General features: G+C 58.3%; 18 protein-coding genes. 3 read left to right on the top strand and 15 right to left on the bottom strand.

Translation table 11 applies throughout. The annotated features are described in order from the left end of the window. The 3 genes from ACRZ9X_RS07385 to ACRZ9X_RS07375 all read right to left on the bottom strand — a co-directional run bounded on the left by ACRZ9X_RS07385 (position 1) and on the right by ACRZ9X_RS07375 (position 3482). Positions 1–1701, bottom strand: coding sequence for a peptidoglycan -binding protein (locus ACRZ9X_RS07385; protein WP_480517342.1), 1701 nt, complete (start codon positions 1699–1701; stop codon positions 1–3). A gap of 3 nt (positions 1702–1704) precedes the next feature. Next, entirely contained in the window at positions 1705–2883 is a 1179-nt protein-coding gene (locus ACRZ9X_RS07380; RefSeq protein WP_480517340.1) for a biopolymer transporter ExbB, read from the bottom strand. Positions 2884–2951: 68 nt separating this feature from the next. After that, positions 2952–3482 (bottom strand): gamma-glutamylcyclotransferase, encoded by a 531-nt coding sequence (locus ACRZ9X_RS07375; RefSeq protein WP_480517338.1) that lies wholly within the window; start codon positions 3480–3482, stop codon positions 2952–2954. 67 nt (positions 3483–3549) lie between these two features. On the opposite strand from ACRZ9X_RS07375, the gene ACRZ9X_RS07370 reads away from it, so the two are divergent. After that, the gene (locus ACRZ9X_RS07370) at positions 3550–4551 is read left to right on the top strand and encodes a DUF2125 domain-containing protein (RefSeq protein ID WP_480517336.1); all 1002 of its coding nucleotides are present in this window, start codon (positions 3550–3552) and stop codon (positions 4549–4551) included. Here the strand turns inward: ACRZ9X_RS07370 and ACRZ9X_RS07365 are convergent. The 4 genes from ACRZ9X_RS07365 to ACRZ9X_RS07350 all read right to left on the bottom strand — a co-directional run bounded on the left by ACRZ9X_RS07365 (position 4548) and on the right by ACRZ9X_RS07350 (position 8849). Further along, on the bottom strand, positions 4548–5369 hold the full coding sequence (locus ACRZ9X_RS07365; RefSeq protein ID WP_480517334.1) for an extensin-like domain-containing protein: 822 nt from the start codon (positions 5367–5369) through the stop codon (positions 4548–4550). The genes ACRZ9X_RS07370 and ACRZ9X_RS07365 overlap by 4 nt on opposite strands. Beyond that, positions 5366–6286: a prephenate/arogenate dehydrogenase family protein gene (locus ACRZ9X_RS07360; RefSeq protein ID WP_480517332.1), complete on the bottom strand. Its 921-nt coding sequence runs from the start codon at positions 6284–6286 to the stop codon at positions 5366–5368. Before ACRZ9X_RS07360 ends, ACRZ9X_RS07365 begins: the two co-directional genes overlap by 4 nt. Further along, positions 6283–7368 carry a histidinol-phosphate transaminase gene (gene hisC, locus ACRZ9X_RS07355; RefSeq protein ID WP_480517330.1) on the bottom strand — a complete coding sequence of 362 codons (1086 nt, stop codon included), beginning with the start codon at positions 7366–7368 and terminating at the stop codon, positions 6283–6285. The genes ACRZ9X_RS07360 and hisC overlap by 4 nt, the downstream gene beginning before the upstream one ends. A gap of 65 nt (positions 7369–7433) precedes the next feature. Beyond that, entirely contained in the window at positions 7434–8849 is a 1416-nt protein-coding gene (locus ACRZ9X_RS07350) for an aminotransferase class V-fold PLP-dependent enzyme (RefSeq protein WP_480517328.1), read from the bottom strand. A gap of 102 nt (positions 8850–8951) precedes the next feature. On the opposite strand from ACRZ9X_RS07350, the gene ACRZ9X_RS07345 reads away from it, so the two are divergent. Further along, the gene (locus ACRZ9X_RS07345; RefSeq protein ID WP_480517326.1) at positions 8952–9413 is read left to right on the top strand and encodes an Lrp/AsnC family transcriptional regulator; all 462 of its coding nucleotides are present in this window, start codon (positions 8952–8954) and stop codon (positions 9411–9413) included. A 123-nt stretch (positions 9414–9536) separates the two neighbouring features. On the opposite strand, the gene rpsD is transcribed toward ACRZ9X_RS07345, so the two are convergent. The 7 genes from rpsD to rpsJ all read right to left on the bottom strand — a co-directional run bounded on the left by rpsD (position 9537) and on the right by rpsJ (position 14316). Further along, positions 9537–10157, bottom strand: a complete 621-nt coding sequence (rpsD, locus tag ACRZ9X_RS07340; RefSeq protein ID WP_480517324.1) for a 30S ribosomal protein S4 — start codon at positions 10155–10157, stop codon at positions 9537–9539. 207 nt (positions 10158–10364) lie between these two features. After that, the gene (locus ACRZ9X_RS07335; RefSeq protein WP_480517322.1) at positions 10365–10841 is read right to left on the bottom strand and encodes a hypothetical protein; all 477 of its coding nucleotides are present in this window, start codon (positions 10839–10841) and stop codon (positions 10365–10367) included. Between the two features lie 306 nt (positions 10842–11147). Beyond that, positions 11148–12182 (bottom strand): fatty acid desaturase, encoded by a 1035-nt coding sequence (locus ACRZ9X_RS07330; RefSeq protein ID WP_480517320.1) that lies wholly within the window; start codon positions 12180–12182, stop codon positions 11148–11150. Between the two features lie 171 nt (positions 12183–12353). Beyond that, on the bottom strand, positions 12354–12650 hold the full coding sequence (locus ACRZ9X_RS07325; RefSeq protein ID WP_008757532.1) for a 50S ribosomal protein L23: 297 nt from the start codon (positions 12648–12650) through the stop codon (positions 12354–12356). Continuing rightward, on the bottom strand, positions 12647–13264 hold the full coding sequence (gene rplD, locus ACRZ9X_RS07320) for a 50S ribosomal protein L4 (protein WP_480517318.1): 618 nt from the start codon (positions 13262–13264) through the stop codon (positions 12647–12649). Before rplD ends, ACRZ9X_RS07325 begins: the two co-directional genes overlap by 4 nt. Beyond that, positions 13261–13986, bottom strand: coding sequence for a 50S ribosomal protein L3 (gene rplC / locus ACRZ9X_RS07315; RefSeq protein WP_170356691.1), 726 nt, complete (start codon positions 13984–13986; stop codon positions 13261–13263). The genes rplD and rplC overlap by 4 nt, the downstream gene beginning before the upstream one ends. Positions 13987–14001: 15 nt before the next feature. Beyond that, entirely contained in the window at positions 14002–14316 is a 315-nt protein-coding gene (gene rpsJ, locus ACRZ9X_RS07310; protein ID WP_008756422.1) for a 30S ribosomal protein S10, read from the bottom strand. A gap of 288 nt (positions 14317–14604) precedes the next feature. On the opposite strand from rpsJ, the gene ACRZ9X_RS07305 reads away from it, so the two are divergent. Continuing rightward, positions 14605–15405, top strand: a complete 801-nt coding sequence (locus ACRZ9X_RS07305) for a hypothetical protein (protein ID WP_480517315.1) — start codon at positions 14605–14607, stop codon at positions 15403–15405. Between the two features lie 191 nt (positions 15406–15596). Here ACRZ9X_RS07305 and ACRZ9X_RS07300 read toward each other — a convergent pair. After that, a partial coding sequence (locus ACRZ9X_RS07300; protein WP_480517313.1) for an EF-Tu C-terminal domain-related protein occupies positions 15597–16264 on the bottom strand: 668 nt, incomplete at its 5' end.

Here is a 16264-nt window from a genome sequence, read left to right as displayed (position 1 = left end):
TTACCGCTCTGTCAGTTTCAATTCGATACGGCGATTCTGCGCACGCGCTTCCGGCGTATCGTCCGGGTTGACCGGCTGGAATTCGCCAAACCCGTTTGCCGCCAGACGACTCGGCGGGATACCCAGCGCGTCGACCATGAAAAGAACGACCGACAACGCACGGCCCTGGCTTAACTCCCAATTGTCGCGATAGCGCCCTCCGCCGCCCAAGGGCACATTGTCGGTGTGGCCATCCACGCGGATGATCCAATTGAGACCCTCGGGAATTTCCGCCGCAACACCACGCAGGATATTGGCCACTTTCGCCACTTCCAACTGCCCTTCCGGGGACAAAATGGCGGAGCCTGTGTCAAACAGAACCTCCGAGGAAAATACAAATCGGTCGCCTTCGATCCGCACACCTTCCTGATCACCCAGTACATCGCGCAACCGTCCGAAAAATTCAGACCGGTAGCGTTGCAAATCTTCGGCCTGCGCGGTCAATTCTTCGTTCTGCCCGGCCAGAGCCTCGGCCTCGGCCTCAAGGCGGATGCGCTCGGCCTCTTCCAACAGGCGGCGGCGGCGCTCTTCCGAGGCCGCGCGGGCCAGCGCCGCGTTCAGGTCCTGACCCAAGGTCTGAATCTGAATCTCCGCCGCTTCATTGCGTTCTTCATAGTCATCCAGCAGTGCCTGCAGCGATCCCAATTGTCCGCGCAGGGCCGACATTTGCTGGTTAAGCAAAGCGGTTTGCCGCTGAGCTTCTGTAGACGTCTCCTGCTCGGAGGCCAGCGCCTGTTCGGCAACCGCCAGCAAAGCCGCACGTTCCGCAGCCAGAGACCTGAGCGCATGGGCATCTTCGGCCGCCTGCGTTTGCGCGGCAAGCGCGGCCTGCAGCTGTTCGCGCAACCCTTCAGCATTCAGCTCGCCAAATTGGCGTTCCAGTTCGGCTTTTGCGGCCTGTGCGGCGGCCAGAAGGGTCAGTGTCTCTTCCGCCTCTTGCCGTTGCGCCTCCAGTGCAAGCGTCATGGCGGTCAGCTCTGAATCCGCGTTCTGCAACCGGTCGCGCAAGGCTTCGGCGGCAGCAGCCTCAGCAAGGCGTGCGGCTTCCTCATCTGAAAGCTCCTGTTCCAGTTCCGTGATCAGTGTGGCCCGCGCTGCATCGCTGGCTTCAAGATCAGCGACCAACGCCTCAAGCGCCTCGCGACGTGCGGCGGCCAGACGTGCGGCTTCTGCCTGTGCGTCGATTTCCTGACGGCTTTGGGCCAGTGCCAGATTCAGGGCATCTTGCTCGGACAGCAGGTCTTGCTGTTCGGACAGCAAATTGTCGCGCTGACTTTCCAACGCGGCAATCTCGCCACGCGCGCGATCCTGATCCGCAAGCAGCGCGGCAACCTGCGCCTCAAAATCGGTGATCTGTGTTTCGGCCTGCGCCAGATCATCCTCGACCTGTGTCAGCGTCGTATTCAATGCGCCCAATCGCGCCTGAAGGCGGCTGTTTTCACGCTCTTCCAACCCAAGCGCACCGGCCAGCGCGGCAATCTCGTCCGACAAGGCAGTCAACTCATCTTCTTGTCCCGAGATGGTTTCTCGCAACACGAATTGCACGACCATGAAGATGGTCAGCACAAAGGTCAGCACCATCAAAAGACCCGTCATCGCGTCCACGAAGCCGGGCCAGACCGAACCCGAGAACCGCTGACCGGTGCGACGGGACAGGGCCATGGCTTAGTCCCCCTCGGACGGGCTGCGAACCGCGCCGCGCGGCAGGGTCAGGGCCTTGACCAGCAGTTCGAAATCCTTGCGCAGCTCGTTCATGCTGTCCTGACGACCGGCTGATATCTCTTCGAGGATCCGCAGCAATTGCACGTCCATCGATCGAAGACGCATCCGGCTTTCGGCATCGATCCCTTCGCCCGCGCCATGGTCGCGCATGTGGTCCAGCAATGCATCCTGCCCCAGCGCCACGCGTTCAAGGGCGGCGGTCACACCTTCGGACTGCGCCTGCCGCATGTTCATTTCACTGATCGCATCCACAAGCTGCCCCAGCTTGCCGGACATCTCGGCGCGGTTCAGTTCCTGCGCGGTGAACATGTCCTGCAGCGCATCCATCTGCTCGGCCATGGTGTCCAGCACAGGCGTCAACACGGCCAGTTCCGCGCTGCCTTCTTCACCGCCCGCAAACCCGACACGGGTGATCGAGGATAGCCATTCCTCCAGTTCGCGATAAAAGCGGTTCTGCCCGTGCCCTGCGAACAGTTCCAGCAGGCCCACAACCAACGACCCGGCCAGACCCAGCAAAGACGAACCGAACGCAACGCCCATACCTTGCAACTGCGATTCCAGCCCGGTCATCAGCCGGTTGAACACAGCCAGACCTTCCTCACCTTCCTGAGGGTTCAGGCTGCGGATGGTATCGACAATGGCGGGAACTGTGGTGGCCAGACCGAAGAAGGTCCCCAGAAGGCCAAGATAGATCAGAACATTGGTGATATAGCGCGTGATCTCGCGTTCTTCTTCCACCCGCTCCGCAACCGAGTCCAGAATGGACCGCGTCGAGCTGGAACTTATCTGAGACCGCGCGCCACGTGCGCGCAACAGCGAGGCCAAGGGGGCCAGAAGTTGCGGTGTACGCGCATCCTCACGCACCACACCGCCGACAAAGGCTTCGATCCAGCGCACAGATCCAATCAGTTGAGTGACCTGAAGGAAACAGGCGAGCACACCAATGACAAAGACCAGAATGATGAACCCGTTGAGATACAGGTTGGCCTGAATGACCGGCAGCACATAAGGCAGGGCCATGAACACCCCAAAGCCCGACAGCCCGATTGCGATCAGCATCATCAAGATTTGCCGGATCGGTTGCGAGAAATGTGGTCTCGCGCCCTGATGTGCCTGCGCCATGCGCGTGGCTCCTGGTATTGTCTGCTCTGGAGTGAGCCTAGCGAAAACGTGGCCGCGACGCCAAGGGTTTATGCGCTGATTCTACGCACCCGTTGCGACAACCACTCAAGGTCCGGATCATGCAGACCGATCTCGGTCAAATGATCGGCGGTGTTGAACAGGTATTCGGTATTTGGACCCCGTCCACCAACGGCATGGGCAATGATCTGGGCCTGTTCTTCCAGTGGCAGCCCGCCACAATACTGTACGTGATGGGCATCGATCACATAGGTAACGGCATTGACCACCTGTCCGTTGTCCAAATGCACGTCCAGCATGCGCTCAAGATAAGCGGATGAGATCAGCTCGCGCTCGCGCAGTTCGGCCAGCGTTCGGCCTTCATGCCCGGGCTCAACCGCCAGAGCCAGCCCCGAACATTTGGTGTCGGGCTGTTCATCCAGCGCCAACACCAGCCCCGGCTCATCCTCGGTGCCGCGATGATGGATCGAGCGCATGCAGAATGACCGCGCATATCCGTGCAACGTGGCCCGTTCACTGCGCGCCACCGGAAAGCCGGGGTTCCACAATAGCGATCCATATCCGAATACCCACATCGTCATTGCACTGGTCCTTGCCCGTTTGCGCCTATAAACATCAATTCCAAGGCAGGAAAAAGGGCCATTCATCATGCGCCGTCTGATACGAGTATTTGTGTTTGTCGTCCTGGCATGGAGCGCCTATTGGTTTGTCGCAGGATACGGCCTTCGCAACGCGATCGCCGGGTGGTTCGACCATCAACAAGAACTGGGATGGCAGGCCGATTTTTCGGATGTGTCGACCGCAGGTTATCCAGGCCGCCATGTGACACGCCTGAACAATCCCGCGCTGGCTGATCCGGTCAATGGCACTGCCTGGAGCGCCGACTGGATCGAATTCCAAAGCCCTGCAATCTGGCCCGGACGTCAGATGCTGCGCTTTGCCGATACGCCTCAGCGGGTATCGTATTTCGACCAGACCACCATAATTCAGGCCATGGAACTGCAGGCCGAGCTGAACCTGCAACCCGGTGTGGCGCTGGTTTTGGAAAAGATGGCCCTGACAGCAGGGGCGTGGGCGTTGACAGACGGCACCGACCCGCAGGCCGCAGGGGACAGCCTCAATCTGGTTATGGCGCAAGAGGGCGCGCCCGAGTCTTATGTGATTGGCGCAAAAGTGGACGGGTTTGAACCCGGGGAGGAGCTGCGTCGCCTCATGCGCTCTGCCGCGTCCCTGCCCCAGACCTTTGAAACGCTAGAGTTGGACGCGTTCATCACATTTGACAAACCGTGGGATCGATCAGCAATCGAAGCCGGTCGCCCGCAGCCGGTCAGGATTGACCTGCGGCTGGCCGAAGTCAAATGGGGCGAGTTGCGCCTGTTCGCAGCCGGAGAGCTTGACGTTGACGCGCAGGGCATTCCAACCGGCGAGATCGCCATCAAGGCAGAAAACTGGCGTGACATGGTGGCGATGGCCAACGCCGCCGGTGCCCTACCCGATCAGGCGGTTGATCCTGTGACCCGGGCCCTGACCTTTATGGCCGGCCTGGGCGGCAACCCCAACGCGCTGGATCTGCAACTGAATTTCCGCGACGGGTTTGTCGCGCTGGGCCCCCTGCCCCTTGGACCTGCGCCGCGTTTGATCCTGCGTTAGCGACAATAAGGCCCGCGGCGATAGCGCGCCGTATCAAGATGGAAATGATCGCGGTGAAACCGGTCAGAATTTGGCCCAAGCACGGTTCCAAACGGCCCACAGGCCCCGCGCCAGACTTTGACCAGCTGTTTCTGCGATGGGTTCTTGCGCCAGCCATTCAGCACGGTCACCACCTCACCGTCCGCCATTTTGAAGCCCGAGATGTCAATCGCGCGGCCCTTGCCATGTTCCGAGATACGCGCGCCCTTGCGGTTGTTCCTTGTCCGGCAGGCGTAGTGTGCCGCAACCTGAAGCTCGACCACTGGCCCGCGTCGTTTGAAGGTCGGCTTGACCGTTTTGTCGACCCATTTATTCAACGCAATCGCGGTGCCGCAATCCATTGTTGACGGACGGCTCAGCGCTACGCCGGACACCGAGGTGATCTGTACCGCATCCTTGATCCCACAGGCTTTGATCTTGCCCGGAACTTTGCCCACCGGCTTGCCCTGAATGGCGATATCACCACAGACTGAGCTTTTGCGCAGCTTGCGCTTTTTCAGAAAGACCTCTTGCTCCAGTGATTTGGGACGCAGGTATGGCATGAGCGAGGTATCAGGGCCAAGCAGCGGCAGATCGGACGGGCGTGCGGCGAAGGCCAATACCTGTGGTGATGCAGGCCGCAATTCGGGGCGCAGTCGGGCCGCAGGCGCAGGTGCAGCAGCTGGCGTTGCCTCGACCCGCGCGACAGGAAACAGCGAGCGATCCAAAGGGGCGGCCGCTGCGAGAGAAGCGCTGGCGATCAGAAACCCGACTGTATACGCGCGCCACCCACAGGTCATGAGCTTGCCTTGCTGCGTCCGAAATCCGGGGCGTCGGTATCCTGCCCTGCGTCGATGATGCCACGCCGGATCGCTCGGGTGCGGGTGAAGTAGTCGAACAGGTGCTCCCCATCCCCGGTGCGGATCGCCCGTTGCAAGGCAAACAGCTCTTCGGTGAACCGGCCGAGTATCTCCAGCGTTGCGTCCTTGTTGGTCAGAAATACATCGCGCCACATGGTCGGGTCCGAGGCCGCGATACGGGTGAAGTCCCGGAAACCGGCAGCCGAATATTTGATGACCTCAGTGTCGGTGACCCGCCGCAGATCATCCGCCACGCCCACCATCGTATACGCAATCAGGTGCGGGGCATGGGATGTAACGGCCAGCACCAGATCGTGGTGATCGGCATCCATCTCATCGACATAGGCACCCATCCCCTCCCACAAAGCGCGCAACCGGGCCACCGCCTCGGGGTCGGACCCTTCGATCGGGACGATCAGGTTCCAGCGATTGTCAAACAACTCGGCAAAACCGGCTTCAGGACCGGAATGCTCGGTCCCTGCCAATGGGTGCGCCGGGATGAAATGCACACCATCAGGTATATGCGGGGACACAGCCGCGATAACATGGCGCTTGACCGAGCCCACATCGCTGACGGTCGCGCCGGGCTTGAGGCTTGGCGCAATATCCGCCGCAATCGCACCCATGGCCCCGACGGGCACGCAAAGCACAACCAGATCCGCACCCGCGACGGCCTCTTGCGCGGTGTCGCAAATCCGGTCGCACAAACCGATCTGGCGCGCCGTGTCGCGGGTTTCGGCGGACCGGGCATAGCCGGTCACTTCCCCCGCAAGACCGCCTCGTTTGATCGCCCAGAACATGGACGAGGCAATCAGGCCCAGCCCGATCAGCGCAACACGGTCGTAAACTTGGCTCATGCTGCGCCCTCTTTGAATGCAGTGATTGCGGCGACTACCCTTCTGCAAGCGTCTTCATCACCGACGGTGATCCGAAGCGCATTCGGTAGATTATATCCCGCCACACGCCGCACAATCAGCCCTCGCGATTTCAGATAGTCATCACAGGCTTCGGCCTCGGGCTGATCCTTGAAACGCGCGAGAATGAAATTGGTGCTGGACGGATCGGACGGCACGCCGACTTTTGCCAACTCGTCCGACAGCCACACCCGAAGGCGTGCGTTCTCGGTGTGGCAAAAGGTCAGATACGCATCATCCTTGATCGCGGCTTCTGCCGCTGCCAGAGCGGTAAGTGACAGGTTGAACGGCTGACGCACCCGGTTCAACACATCTATGATGGCCTGCGCGGCATAGCCCCAGCCGACGCGCATTCCACCCAGACCATAAATCTTGGAAAACGTCCGCGTCATGATCACGTTGTCGAACCGATCAACCAGCGACGCACCACCATCGAAATCCGCAACAAATTCGGCATAGGCGCCGTCGATCACCATCAGACAGGTCTGCGGCAATGCATTGGCCAAGCGCTCCAACTCGGACTTGGGGATCATGGTCGAAGTCGGATTACCCGGGTTGGTCACAAACACAATTCGGGTCTGGTCGGTAACCGCGCTCAGGATGTTGTCGACATCCACTTGACGGTCGGTCTCAGGCACCATGACCGGTGTCGCACCCGCCATTCGCGCGATGATCGGATACATTGAGAACCCGTGCTCGGTGTACATGACCTCGTCCCCCGGGCCGGCATAGGCCTGCGCCACGAATTGCAGAACCTCATCGCTGCCGACGCCGCAGATGATCCGCGCCGGGTCCAGCTCGTGACATGCGCCAATCGCCGCGCGCAAGCTGGCATGGTCAGTGCTGGGATAGCGATGCAGGGTTGCCGCACTGTCACGCACAGCCTCAATCGCCTTGGGGCTGGGACCGTGCGGGTTTTCGTTGGAACTCAGCTTGATCACATGCGCGACCCCGGCCACATGCGACTGCCCGCCCTGATACAGCGCGATGTCCATAATGCCCGGTTGCGGGGTGATCTTGTTCATATCAGGCTCCGTATGTTGGAGCCCCTCATACCCGTCTCAACGCGTTGAGAAAAGCGGCAATTCCGTCACGCCGCTTTGAAGCGGGCGGTTGCCGGGTCGGCGCTGTAACATGGCGTGAATTCCTCGGTCCGGCACGACAGATCATTCACGCTGTCGATGATGAACTGGACGGTTTCGACGCTCATCAGATACGAAAAATTCAACCGCACCCAGCCGGGCTTCTTCATCTCTTCTCCCGCGCTCAACGCTGCGTGTAATTCATCCGAAGTCGCGCGATCAATACCCAACAACCGATGCGCATATGGCCCGGCACAGGCACAACCGCCCCGCGCTTGAATGCCATAAATATCGCTCAGCATCCGGGTAAAGAGCTGCTGGTGCACCGGACGCCCGGCATTGTCGCGAACAAGAAAGGAATAAATCGGCAACCGGTGCGGATTGTCCGCGCCCAACAGCGTCAGGTTGGGATTATCACCCCATCCCTGTATCGCCATCCGATTGTATACTGCCTCCCGCCTGGTAATCTCATCCGTGCCCACCACATCCTTGACGATGAAAGCAAGTGCTGCCCGAATGTCGCCGATCACGTTGGGCGTTCCGGCCTCTTCCCGGGTCGCCAGATCCGCGCTGTAGTCATGCCGCCAAGGCGACACAAAACTCACCGTTCCGCCACCGGGCCAACTGGGGCTGGTGCGTTTCACGGCCTGTCGGTTGACCACCAGCACCCCCGACGCCCCCGGCCCGCCCGGGAACTTGTGAGGTGAGACAACGATCGCGTCCTTGCGCGCGTCTTCCGGCCCCATGTCGATCGGCAAGTAAGGCCCACCCCCGGCATAATCCCAAACAGCCAGCGCCCCATGTGACTTGAGCAACCGGGTGACCGGGTCCGGTTCAGTGATGATCCCGGTGACATTCGAGGCCGCCGAAAACGAGCCGATGATCAGATCAGACTCAGCGTTGACCTTCAAAGCCTGCTCAAGGGCGGCCAGATCGACACCGCCGTCTGATGCTTCCGGGATTTCGATAACCTGCGCCTTGCTCTCTCGCCACGGCAGGATGTTCGAGTGATGTTCATACGGCCCGATTAATACAACCGGCCGATCAGCACGATCAACTCCCAGCAGGCTGACCAACCGGTTGAGACCCGCAGTGGCGCCTGATCCGGCAAAAATCACCGCATCCTCTTCCGAGGCTCCTATGATGCGGGCAATCTCTGCGCGCGCTTCGCGGCGCAGTCGGGTCATGTAAGACCCACAATAGGAGGCTTCGGTGTGACTGTTGGCATAAAACGGCAACACATGCGCAGTCACAAAATCCTCGACCTGCCGCAACGCACGGCCCGAGGCGACATAATCCGCATATACAAGCGGTACATCCCCCTGCAGACCTGGGATCAGAACGTTCTCTCCGATCAACCCATCGCGCAGGTTCGAATTGTGAGCGGTGGATTGGATGTCTACGCGAAATTGGGACAAGGTCATTGCGTGGGCTCCATATTGCATATCGAATATGATTGCTTTTCGGTGCAAATAATTCCCCTGTTATTGACTTAATTTTCTGAATCCTGTGTCATATGCTTCGAAATGGCCAAAACTTTAGATCAAATTGATAAAAGCATCCTCCGCCGGCTGCAAAAAGATGCCACCCTCTCTCAGCGCGACCTGGCAGATCGGGTCGGCTTGTCCCAAAACGCGTGCTGGCGGCGACTGAAGACGCTGAATGACAGCGGTGTTATCACCGGATCAACAGCACAGATCGCGCGCGAGAAACTGGGGCTGAACCTTGTGGTCTTCGTTATGCTACGCACCCGACATCACTCTGCCGAGTGGTTGCAGGCCTTTCGCCGCCACGTGCTGACCATTCCCGAGGTCGTGGACTTCCACCGGATCGGCGGAGACTACGATTATCAACTCAAAGTGGTGACACAGGACATGGCATCCTACGACAAGGTTTATCAGCGCCTGATCGAAAAGGTCGAACTGGACAGCGTGACATCCTACTTCGCGATGGAAGCCATCGCCGAAGGCCGCCCATTTCCGATCTGATCCAAATCTTCATCTGGCCCCAAATACCCCGGGGGAGTCGCGAAGCGACGGGGGCAGAGCCCCCTCCAAATAAAAAGACCGCGCTGAAAGCGCGGCCCTTCATCTTGTGCAGATCGGCGAAGATTAGTTCTTCGCGTAGAATTCCACGACCAGGTTCGGTTCCATCATCACTGGATAGGGCACATCGCCCAGGCCCGGCGCGCGCACGAAAGTTGCGGTCATCTTCGAGTGGTCCGCGTCGATGTAATCCGGCACATCACGTTCGGCCAGCGCAACGGCTTCCAGAACAACGGCCAGTTGCTTGGATTTGTCACGTACTTCAATTACGTCGCCTTCCTTGACGCGGTAGCTGGGAATATTCACCCGCTTGCCGTTCACTTTAACATGGCCGTGGTTCACGAACTGACGCGCGGCGAAGACGGTCGGCACGAACTTGGCGCGGTAAACGACGGCATCCAGACGGCTTTCCAGCAGACCGATCAGGTTTTCACCGGTGTCGCCGTTCACACGTACGGCTTCGGCATAAATGCGGCGGAACTGCTTCTCGGTCAGGTCGCCATAGTAGCCTTTCAGCTTCTGCTTGGCGCGCAGCTGCAGACCGAAGTCCGACAGTTTACCCTTGCGGCGCTGACCGTGCTGGCCGGGGCCATATTCGCGACGGTTGACCGGGGATTTCGGACGACCCCAGATGTTTTCGCCCATCCGGCGGTCGATTTTGTACTTGGCAGACGTGCGTTTGGTCACGGCTGATCTCCTTCGTTCAGGTCGAGGCCCTAGGGCCGCTATGAAGGGCGTTGTCCTCTTGAGGTCTCCCCCATGACAGGTATCCCCTTGCGGGGGCCACCAACACCAATGAAGCCGCGCTTATATCCGCGCGATGGGCAGAGTCAACAGGCCAATCGCGCAGAGTCCAAATTCCTGCAGAATAACGGTAAGGAAAGTGTAGTTTGCTTATTCAGCAGCAACAACAGCAACCTGCTCGGGAGGGGATAGCTCAACTGGTTGCGATGACTGGAACGCGACAACATTGCTCGCCGCCGGCGCAGCCCGGGCAGGCTCCGTGACATCGGTAATTGAGCTTACCCAGAAGTCCTGATCCCGTGTCGGGCATGCATCTTTGAAGACCAACCCAAGGAAATCATCCTCATCCGAACTGACAAGCTCTGCGATGAATCGCTGTGCACCGTTTGAAAGCTCAAGCCGGGCCTGAACCCGGACCAAACACCCCGCTCCACGACCAAGCAAAAAGGAACCACTAAGCCCCTTATCTGGATCGTCCGACATGTCCATGATCGTCAAACCGGCCTTGGCACCGCACCAAGACCAGACTGCCCCGACATTCAGGTCGGAAACCGGAGCTGAAAGAAGCCCATCCAGTTCAGTTTGCGTCCAACAAATAGCAATAGGACCGTTGTAACCGGTTCTCATTTTACCGCCCGCACTGCTTAACATTCCACCTGTACCATGGACTGTGTATCAACGCTAAAATGGGCAGAAAAGAGACGATGACGCAGCGTTTACGTGATTGTTGCTTATAAGCACACTCAAATTGAGACAATTTCGACCAAACCCAACTGACATCGACGGCAAAAACACACGTTGACTGGACTATTGCCTGTTTTTAGCGACGGGTCGTTAAAGGCCTGACGGACAAGTTGATGCTGTTTGCTTGTCCGGTATCAGACTTGATTTAGAGGTTGCGACACCTGTCTCGCAAGCCGCGAAACCGTTAACTCACCCATAGAGCGCGCGCGCCTCGGCAAATGACAGCAAGCGGCGGTGGTTTTCGTCCCACAAATGCAATCGCGCGTTGGCGAGGCTTTCACGAATGGTCATTCGGTTACTGTTCGCCAGCTCATCATGATCCCTAAGCACCTCTGTCAGCCGGTAGAACGGGACGCGGCTGTATAGGTGGTGCACGTGGTGAATGCCGATATTGGCACTGAACCACTGCAGAACAGGCGGCAGGATATAGTGGGAACTGCCGTGCAAGGCTGCTTCATGCAACTGCCAGTCTTCATCAGACTCCCATGTTGTATCCTCGAACTGATGCTGCACATAAAACAGCCATACACCCGCCGTTGCGGCGATCAGCGTCGAGGGCAAAAAGATCAACAGCAGCGGCATCAAGCCGCCAAAATAATAGATGAGATAAAGCACAGCAAGAATGGCCGCATTCGTAGCCATTGCGCTGGTCCAGAATTTCAAGCTCCCCATAAGCCCAAGCGGCAGCCGGTTCTGGAACAGAAACAAATAGCCGGGGCCAAGACCGAATAGTGTGACGGGATGACGATACACCCGGTACCAAAAACGATTCATGGGTGTCAGCCTGCGGTATTCGGCCACCGTGAGTGTATGGATATCGCCCATTCCGCGCTTGTCCAGATTACCAGACGCGTTGTGATGGGTAGAGTGTGTGCGTCGCCAGACGTCATAAGGTGTGAGCGTCAGTACTCCGATCATCCGCCCGACCCAGTCACTGACGCCTCGGTTCTTGAAAAAGGCGCCATGCCCGCAATCATGCTGTATGGCAAACAGGCGCAGCAAAAAGGCTGAGTTCAGAACCGAGATCGCAAAAACCAGCCAATATCCGACTGACAGACAGATCCATGCCAAAGCCCAAAGAGCCAGAAAAGGAATGAGGGTAACCCCCAGCTCAAACCAGCTGCGCATCTGGTTCGGTTCCCGATATTTGGCAAGCGTCGTCACCCAATCCCGCGCGGCAGTTACTTTCGGGGCGTCCCGGGTCGAGTGAGTGGATAGGGTCATGCGCCTGCCGTAACTTTCTTGTTGATTACATACCGGATAGACAACCCCACCCATATCGCAATCGATTTCTGGACGAGACGCAGGGATTTGCGCTCAAATCTTGGTGTTCCCACCTAAAGAAAAACCCCCGCTTAAGCGGGGGCCTTCAAATGTTTCCAAAGACGGGTTCGATCAAAGACCGGTGCTCACGTCGATGGTGTTGCCCTCTTCCAGGGTCACATACGCTTTTTTGACGTCTTTCCGACGACCCAGCTGGCCGCGGAACCGCTTGACCTTGCCTTTGGTCACGGTGGTGTTCACCGCTTTGACCTTCACACCAAACAGCGCCTCAACGGCCTCTTTGATCTGCGGCTTGTTGCTGTCGATCGCCACTTCAAAGACAACCGCGCCGTTTTCGGACGCCATGGTCGACTTCTCGGTAATGATCGGCTTGCGGATCACGTCGTAGTGTTCTGCCTTCGCGCTCATTTCAGACGAGCCTCCAGTGCTTCGACAGCCGCTTTGGTGAGCACCAGGGTGTCACGCTTGAGGATGTCATAGACGTTTGCGCCCATCGACGGCAGGATATCCAGACCTTCGATGTTCTTGGACGCTTTCAGGAACCCTTCGTTCACGGTCGCGCCGTCGATGACCAGAGCACGTTTCCAGCCCAGGTTTGCAACCTGTTTGGCCAGAGCGGCGGTCTTGCCTTCGGCTTCGGCACTCTCGATCACAACCAGCTCACCTGCCTTGGCTTTGGCCGACAGAGCGTGGCGCAGGCCAAGCTTGCGGAACTTCTTGGGCAGGTCGTGGCCGTGCGAACGCACGACGGGGCCTTTGTAGATACCACCACCACGGAAGATCGGCGCGTTACGGTCACCATGGCGTGCGCCACCGGTGCCCTTCTGGCGATAGATCTTCTTGGTCGAGTAGCTGGTTTCCGAGCGGGTCTTGACCTTGTGGGTACCGGCCTGCGCGTTGTTGCGCTGCCAACGGACCACACGGTGCAGGATGTCCGCGCGCGGCTCGAGGCCGAACAGGTCCGCATCCAGCTCGATGTCGCCGGCTTTGCCGCCGTCCAGTTTGATTACATCAAGTTTCATGCTTCACCACCTTCCGCGGGCGCTTCTTCCGCAGGTGCTTCGGTTGCAGCCGATTTCACAGCAGCCGGGAAAGGCAGGCCTTCCGGTGCTTTCTTCTTGACGGCGTCCTTGACGGTGACCCAGCCCGATTTCGGTCCGGGAACGGCGCCTTTGATGAAGACCAGGTTCCGGTCGGCGTCGGTTTTGACGACTTCCAGGTTCTGGGTGGTAACACGGGCAGCACCCATGTGACCGGCCATCTTCTTGCCTTTGAACACCTTGCCCGGGTCCTGACACTGACCGGTCGAACCGTGCGAACGGTGGCTGATCGAAACACCGTGCGAGGCGCGCAGACCACCAAAGTTCCAACGCTTCATCGCACCGGCAAAGCCTTTACCGATCGAGGTGCCCGAAACGTCAACTTTCTGACCTTCCAGGAAGTGTTCTGCCGAAATCTCGGCGCCCACTTCGATCAGGCCATCTTCGGAGACGCGGAACTCGGCCAGCTTACGCTTGGGCTCAACCTTTGCAGCGGCGTAGTGACCGCGCATGGCCTTCGAGGTGCGTTTTGCCTTGGCAGCACCGGCGCCCAGCTGAACGGCGGTGTAGCCGTCTTTGTCAGCGGTGCGCTGTGCAACAACCTGCAGGTTGTCCAGGTGAAGAACGGTCACAGGGATCTGCTTGCCGTCTTCCATGAACAGGCGGGTCATGCCAACTTTTTTTGCGATAATACCAGAGCGCATTCTCATACCCTCCGATTACGACTGCAGCTTGATCTCGACGTCCACACCAGCAGCGAGGTCGAGCTTCATCAGCGCGTCAACGGTCTGGGGGGTCGGATCAACGATGTCCAAGAGACGCTTGTGCGTGCGGATCTCGAACTGGTCGCGGGATTTCTTGTCAACGTGAGGGCCACGGAGAACCGTGAACTTCTCAATCTTGTTCGGCAGCGGGATCGGGCCGCGCACGTTCGCGCCGGTCCGCTTGGCAGTGTTGACGATCTCTTGCGTGCTGGCATCCAGAACGCGATAGTCAAATGCCTTCAGCCGAATACGGATATTTTGGCTTTGCATAGATACAGCCTTTTATCAGGCGTTGAGGTTGAGAGGAGGACAAGCGCGCATCGCCAACCCTCATCGAACCCAAAAGGCGGGAATCACCCCGCCTTGACGTTCTTGTTGAGAACTCGCGCGTATTAGTGGGGTTAGTGGGGTTTGGCAAGGGGGAAATGGTTGCCATACAAAAGAGAATGTTGGGTGGGTTTTCTCCAGCCCAGTGTTGCACAACCCCCATCGACATCTGAGGACACATAGCCCATCTTCCACCATAGGTAGAGTATGTCGAGTCTGGAAGCCGCCACAATGAAAATGCAGTTCTTTACTTTTGGTGCAGCTACGATCTGTGCTTCACTGGCAATCTTCATGCTACTTCGTGAAGGTACTGCTAGTGAAAATGTTCCAGACGCTCTTAGCATCGGCACAGCGCTGGCAGACATACGAGATATCCCTGTCGGCGCACCCGAGACGCGTGAATTGATGCTGCGTGGTAAACTGGCGAAGTTCTGGCAAGTCGTTGACGAAAAGGCTCCAGAAGACCTGGATTACGTTATCGACCGCTTTTTCGAGGCGAGATCGAGCCTTCGAACAAGCGAGGATGTTCGAGAGAAGCTAGACCGCGAATTGCTGGCATATAGGTTACGACTGGCCAAGTACTCTCGAGCGCTTTCGGATCGGCAGCGGGTCGATATGATAAACGCACGCATCCAGTTTCTGCGGTCATTCGATGATCCAAAAACTTGCGCACTTGTAGCTCGCCATGGTGCTGGCAAACTGAATTACCATCAACTCTCTCTGGTATATCTGGAACTGGATCAAGTCATGGCGACTATGACTTCACACCTCCTTGACGCTCGTGCAATCAACACCGGTGAGGCGAATGAACCAATACCGCCTACAAACGAAGACTTCGATCGATTGGCAAAGAGAATGAAAGACAACGGGATGACCGATTTAGATCTAGAACCTCTGTACCTTGATACGTGGAGAGCCCCAGAATATTGCCAAGTATACTTGAGCTATCTTGAGAACGTCGCCGCGATGCCCGGAAAGTCGGGGATGGCCATAAGGTTTGACGAAATCGAAGGTTTACTCAATTCCCAATGAGGTGGAAAAGCAACGTACACTTCATCGGAAAACGCTCACCCACGGCTGCTGTTCTTCATACCGGTACACCCGTTCGAACCCGTTAAAAGAGAAAAAGGCCGCCCCTTGTGGAGCGGCCTTCTTTAGTTCAATCGAGTGGACTCTCATTGCTCTTTCAGAGCAACTGCCGCCCACCAGTCGGCAGAGCCGACTTACTCGATGATTTTCGACACAACGCCGGCGCCGACGGTGCGGCCGCCTTCGCGGATGGCGAAGCGCAGGCCGTCTTCCATCGCGATGGGCGCGATCAGCTCGACGGTGAAGCCGACGTTGTCGCCGGGCATAACCATCTCGGTGCCAGCCGCCAGGGTCACGGTGCCGGTCACGTCAGTGGTCCGGAAGTAGAACTGCGGACGGTAGTTCGCGAAGAACGGAGTGTGACGACCGCCTTCTTCCTTGGTCAGGATGTAGGCTTCGGCTTCGAACTTGGTGTGCGGTGTAACCGAACCCGGCTTACACAGAACCTGGCCACGCTCAACGCCGTCACGGTCGATACCGCGCAGCAGCGCGCCGATGTTGTCGCCCGCTTCGCCGCGATCCAGCAGCTTGCGGAACATTTCAACACCGGTACAGGTGGTTTTCTGAGTGTCACGGATGCCGACGATTTCGATCTCGTCGCCAACATTGATCACGCCACGCTCGACACGACCGGTCACAACGGTACCACGGCCCGAGATCGAGAACACGTCTTCGACCGGCATCAGGAACGGCTTGTCAACTTCACGCTCAGGGGTGTCGATGTAGTCATCAACAGCCGCCATCAGTTCCTTGATCTTCTCTTCGCCGATTTCCGGGTTGTTGCCTTCCATCGCGGCCAGAG

The organism is Ruegeria sp. AL1, from assembly GCF_056540905.1.
This window is presented reverse-complemented; position numbering and strand designations above follow the sequence as displayed.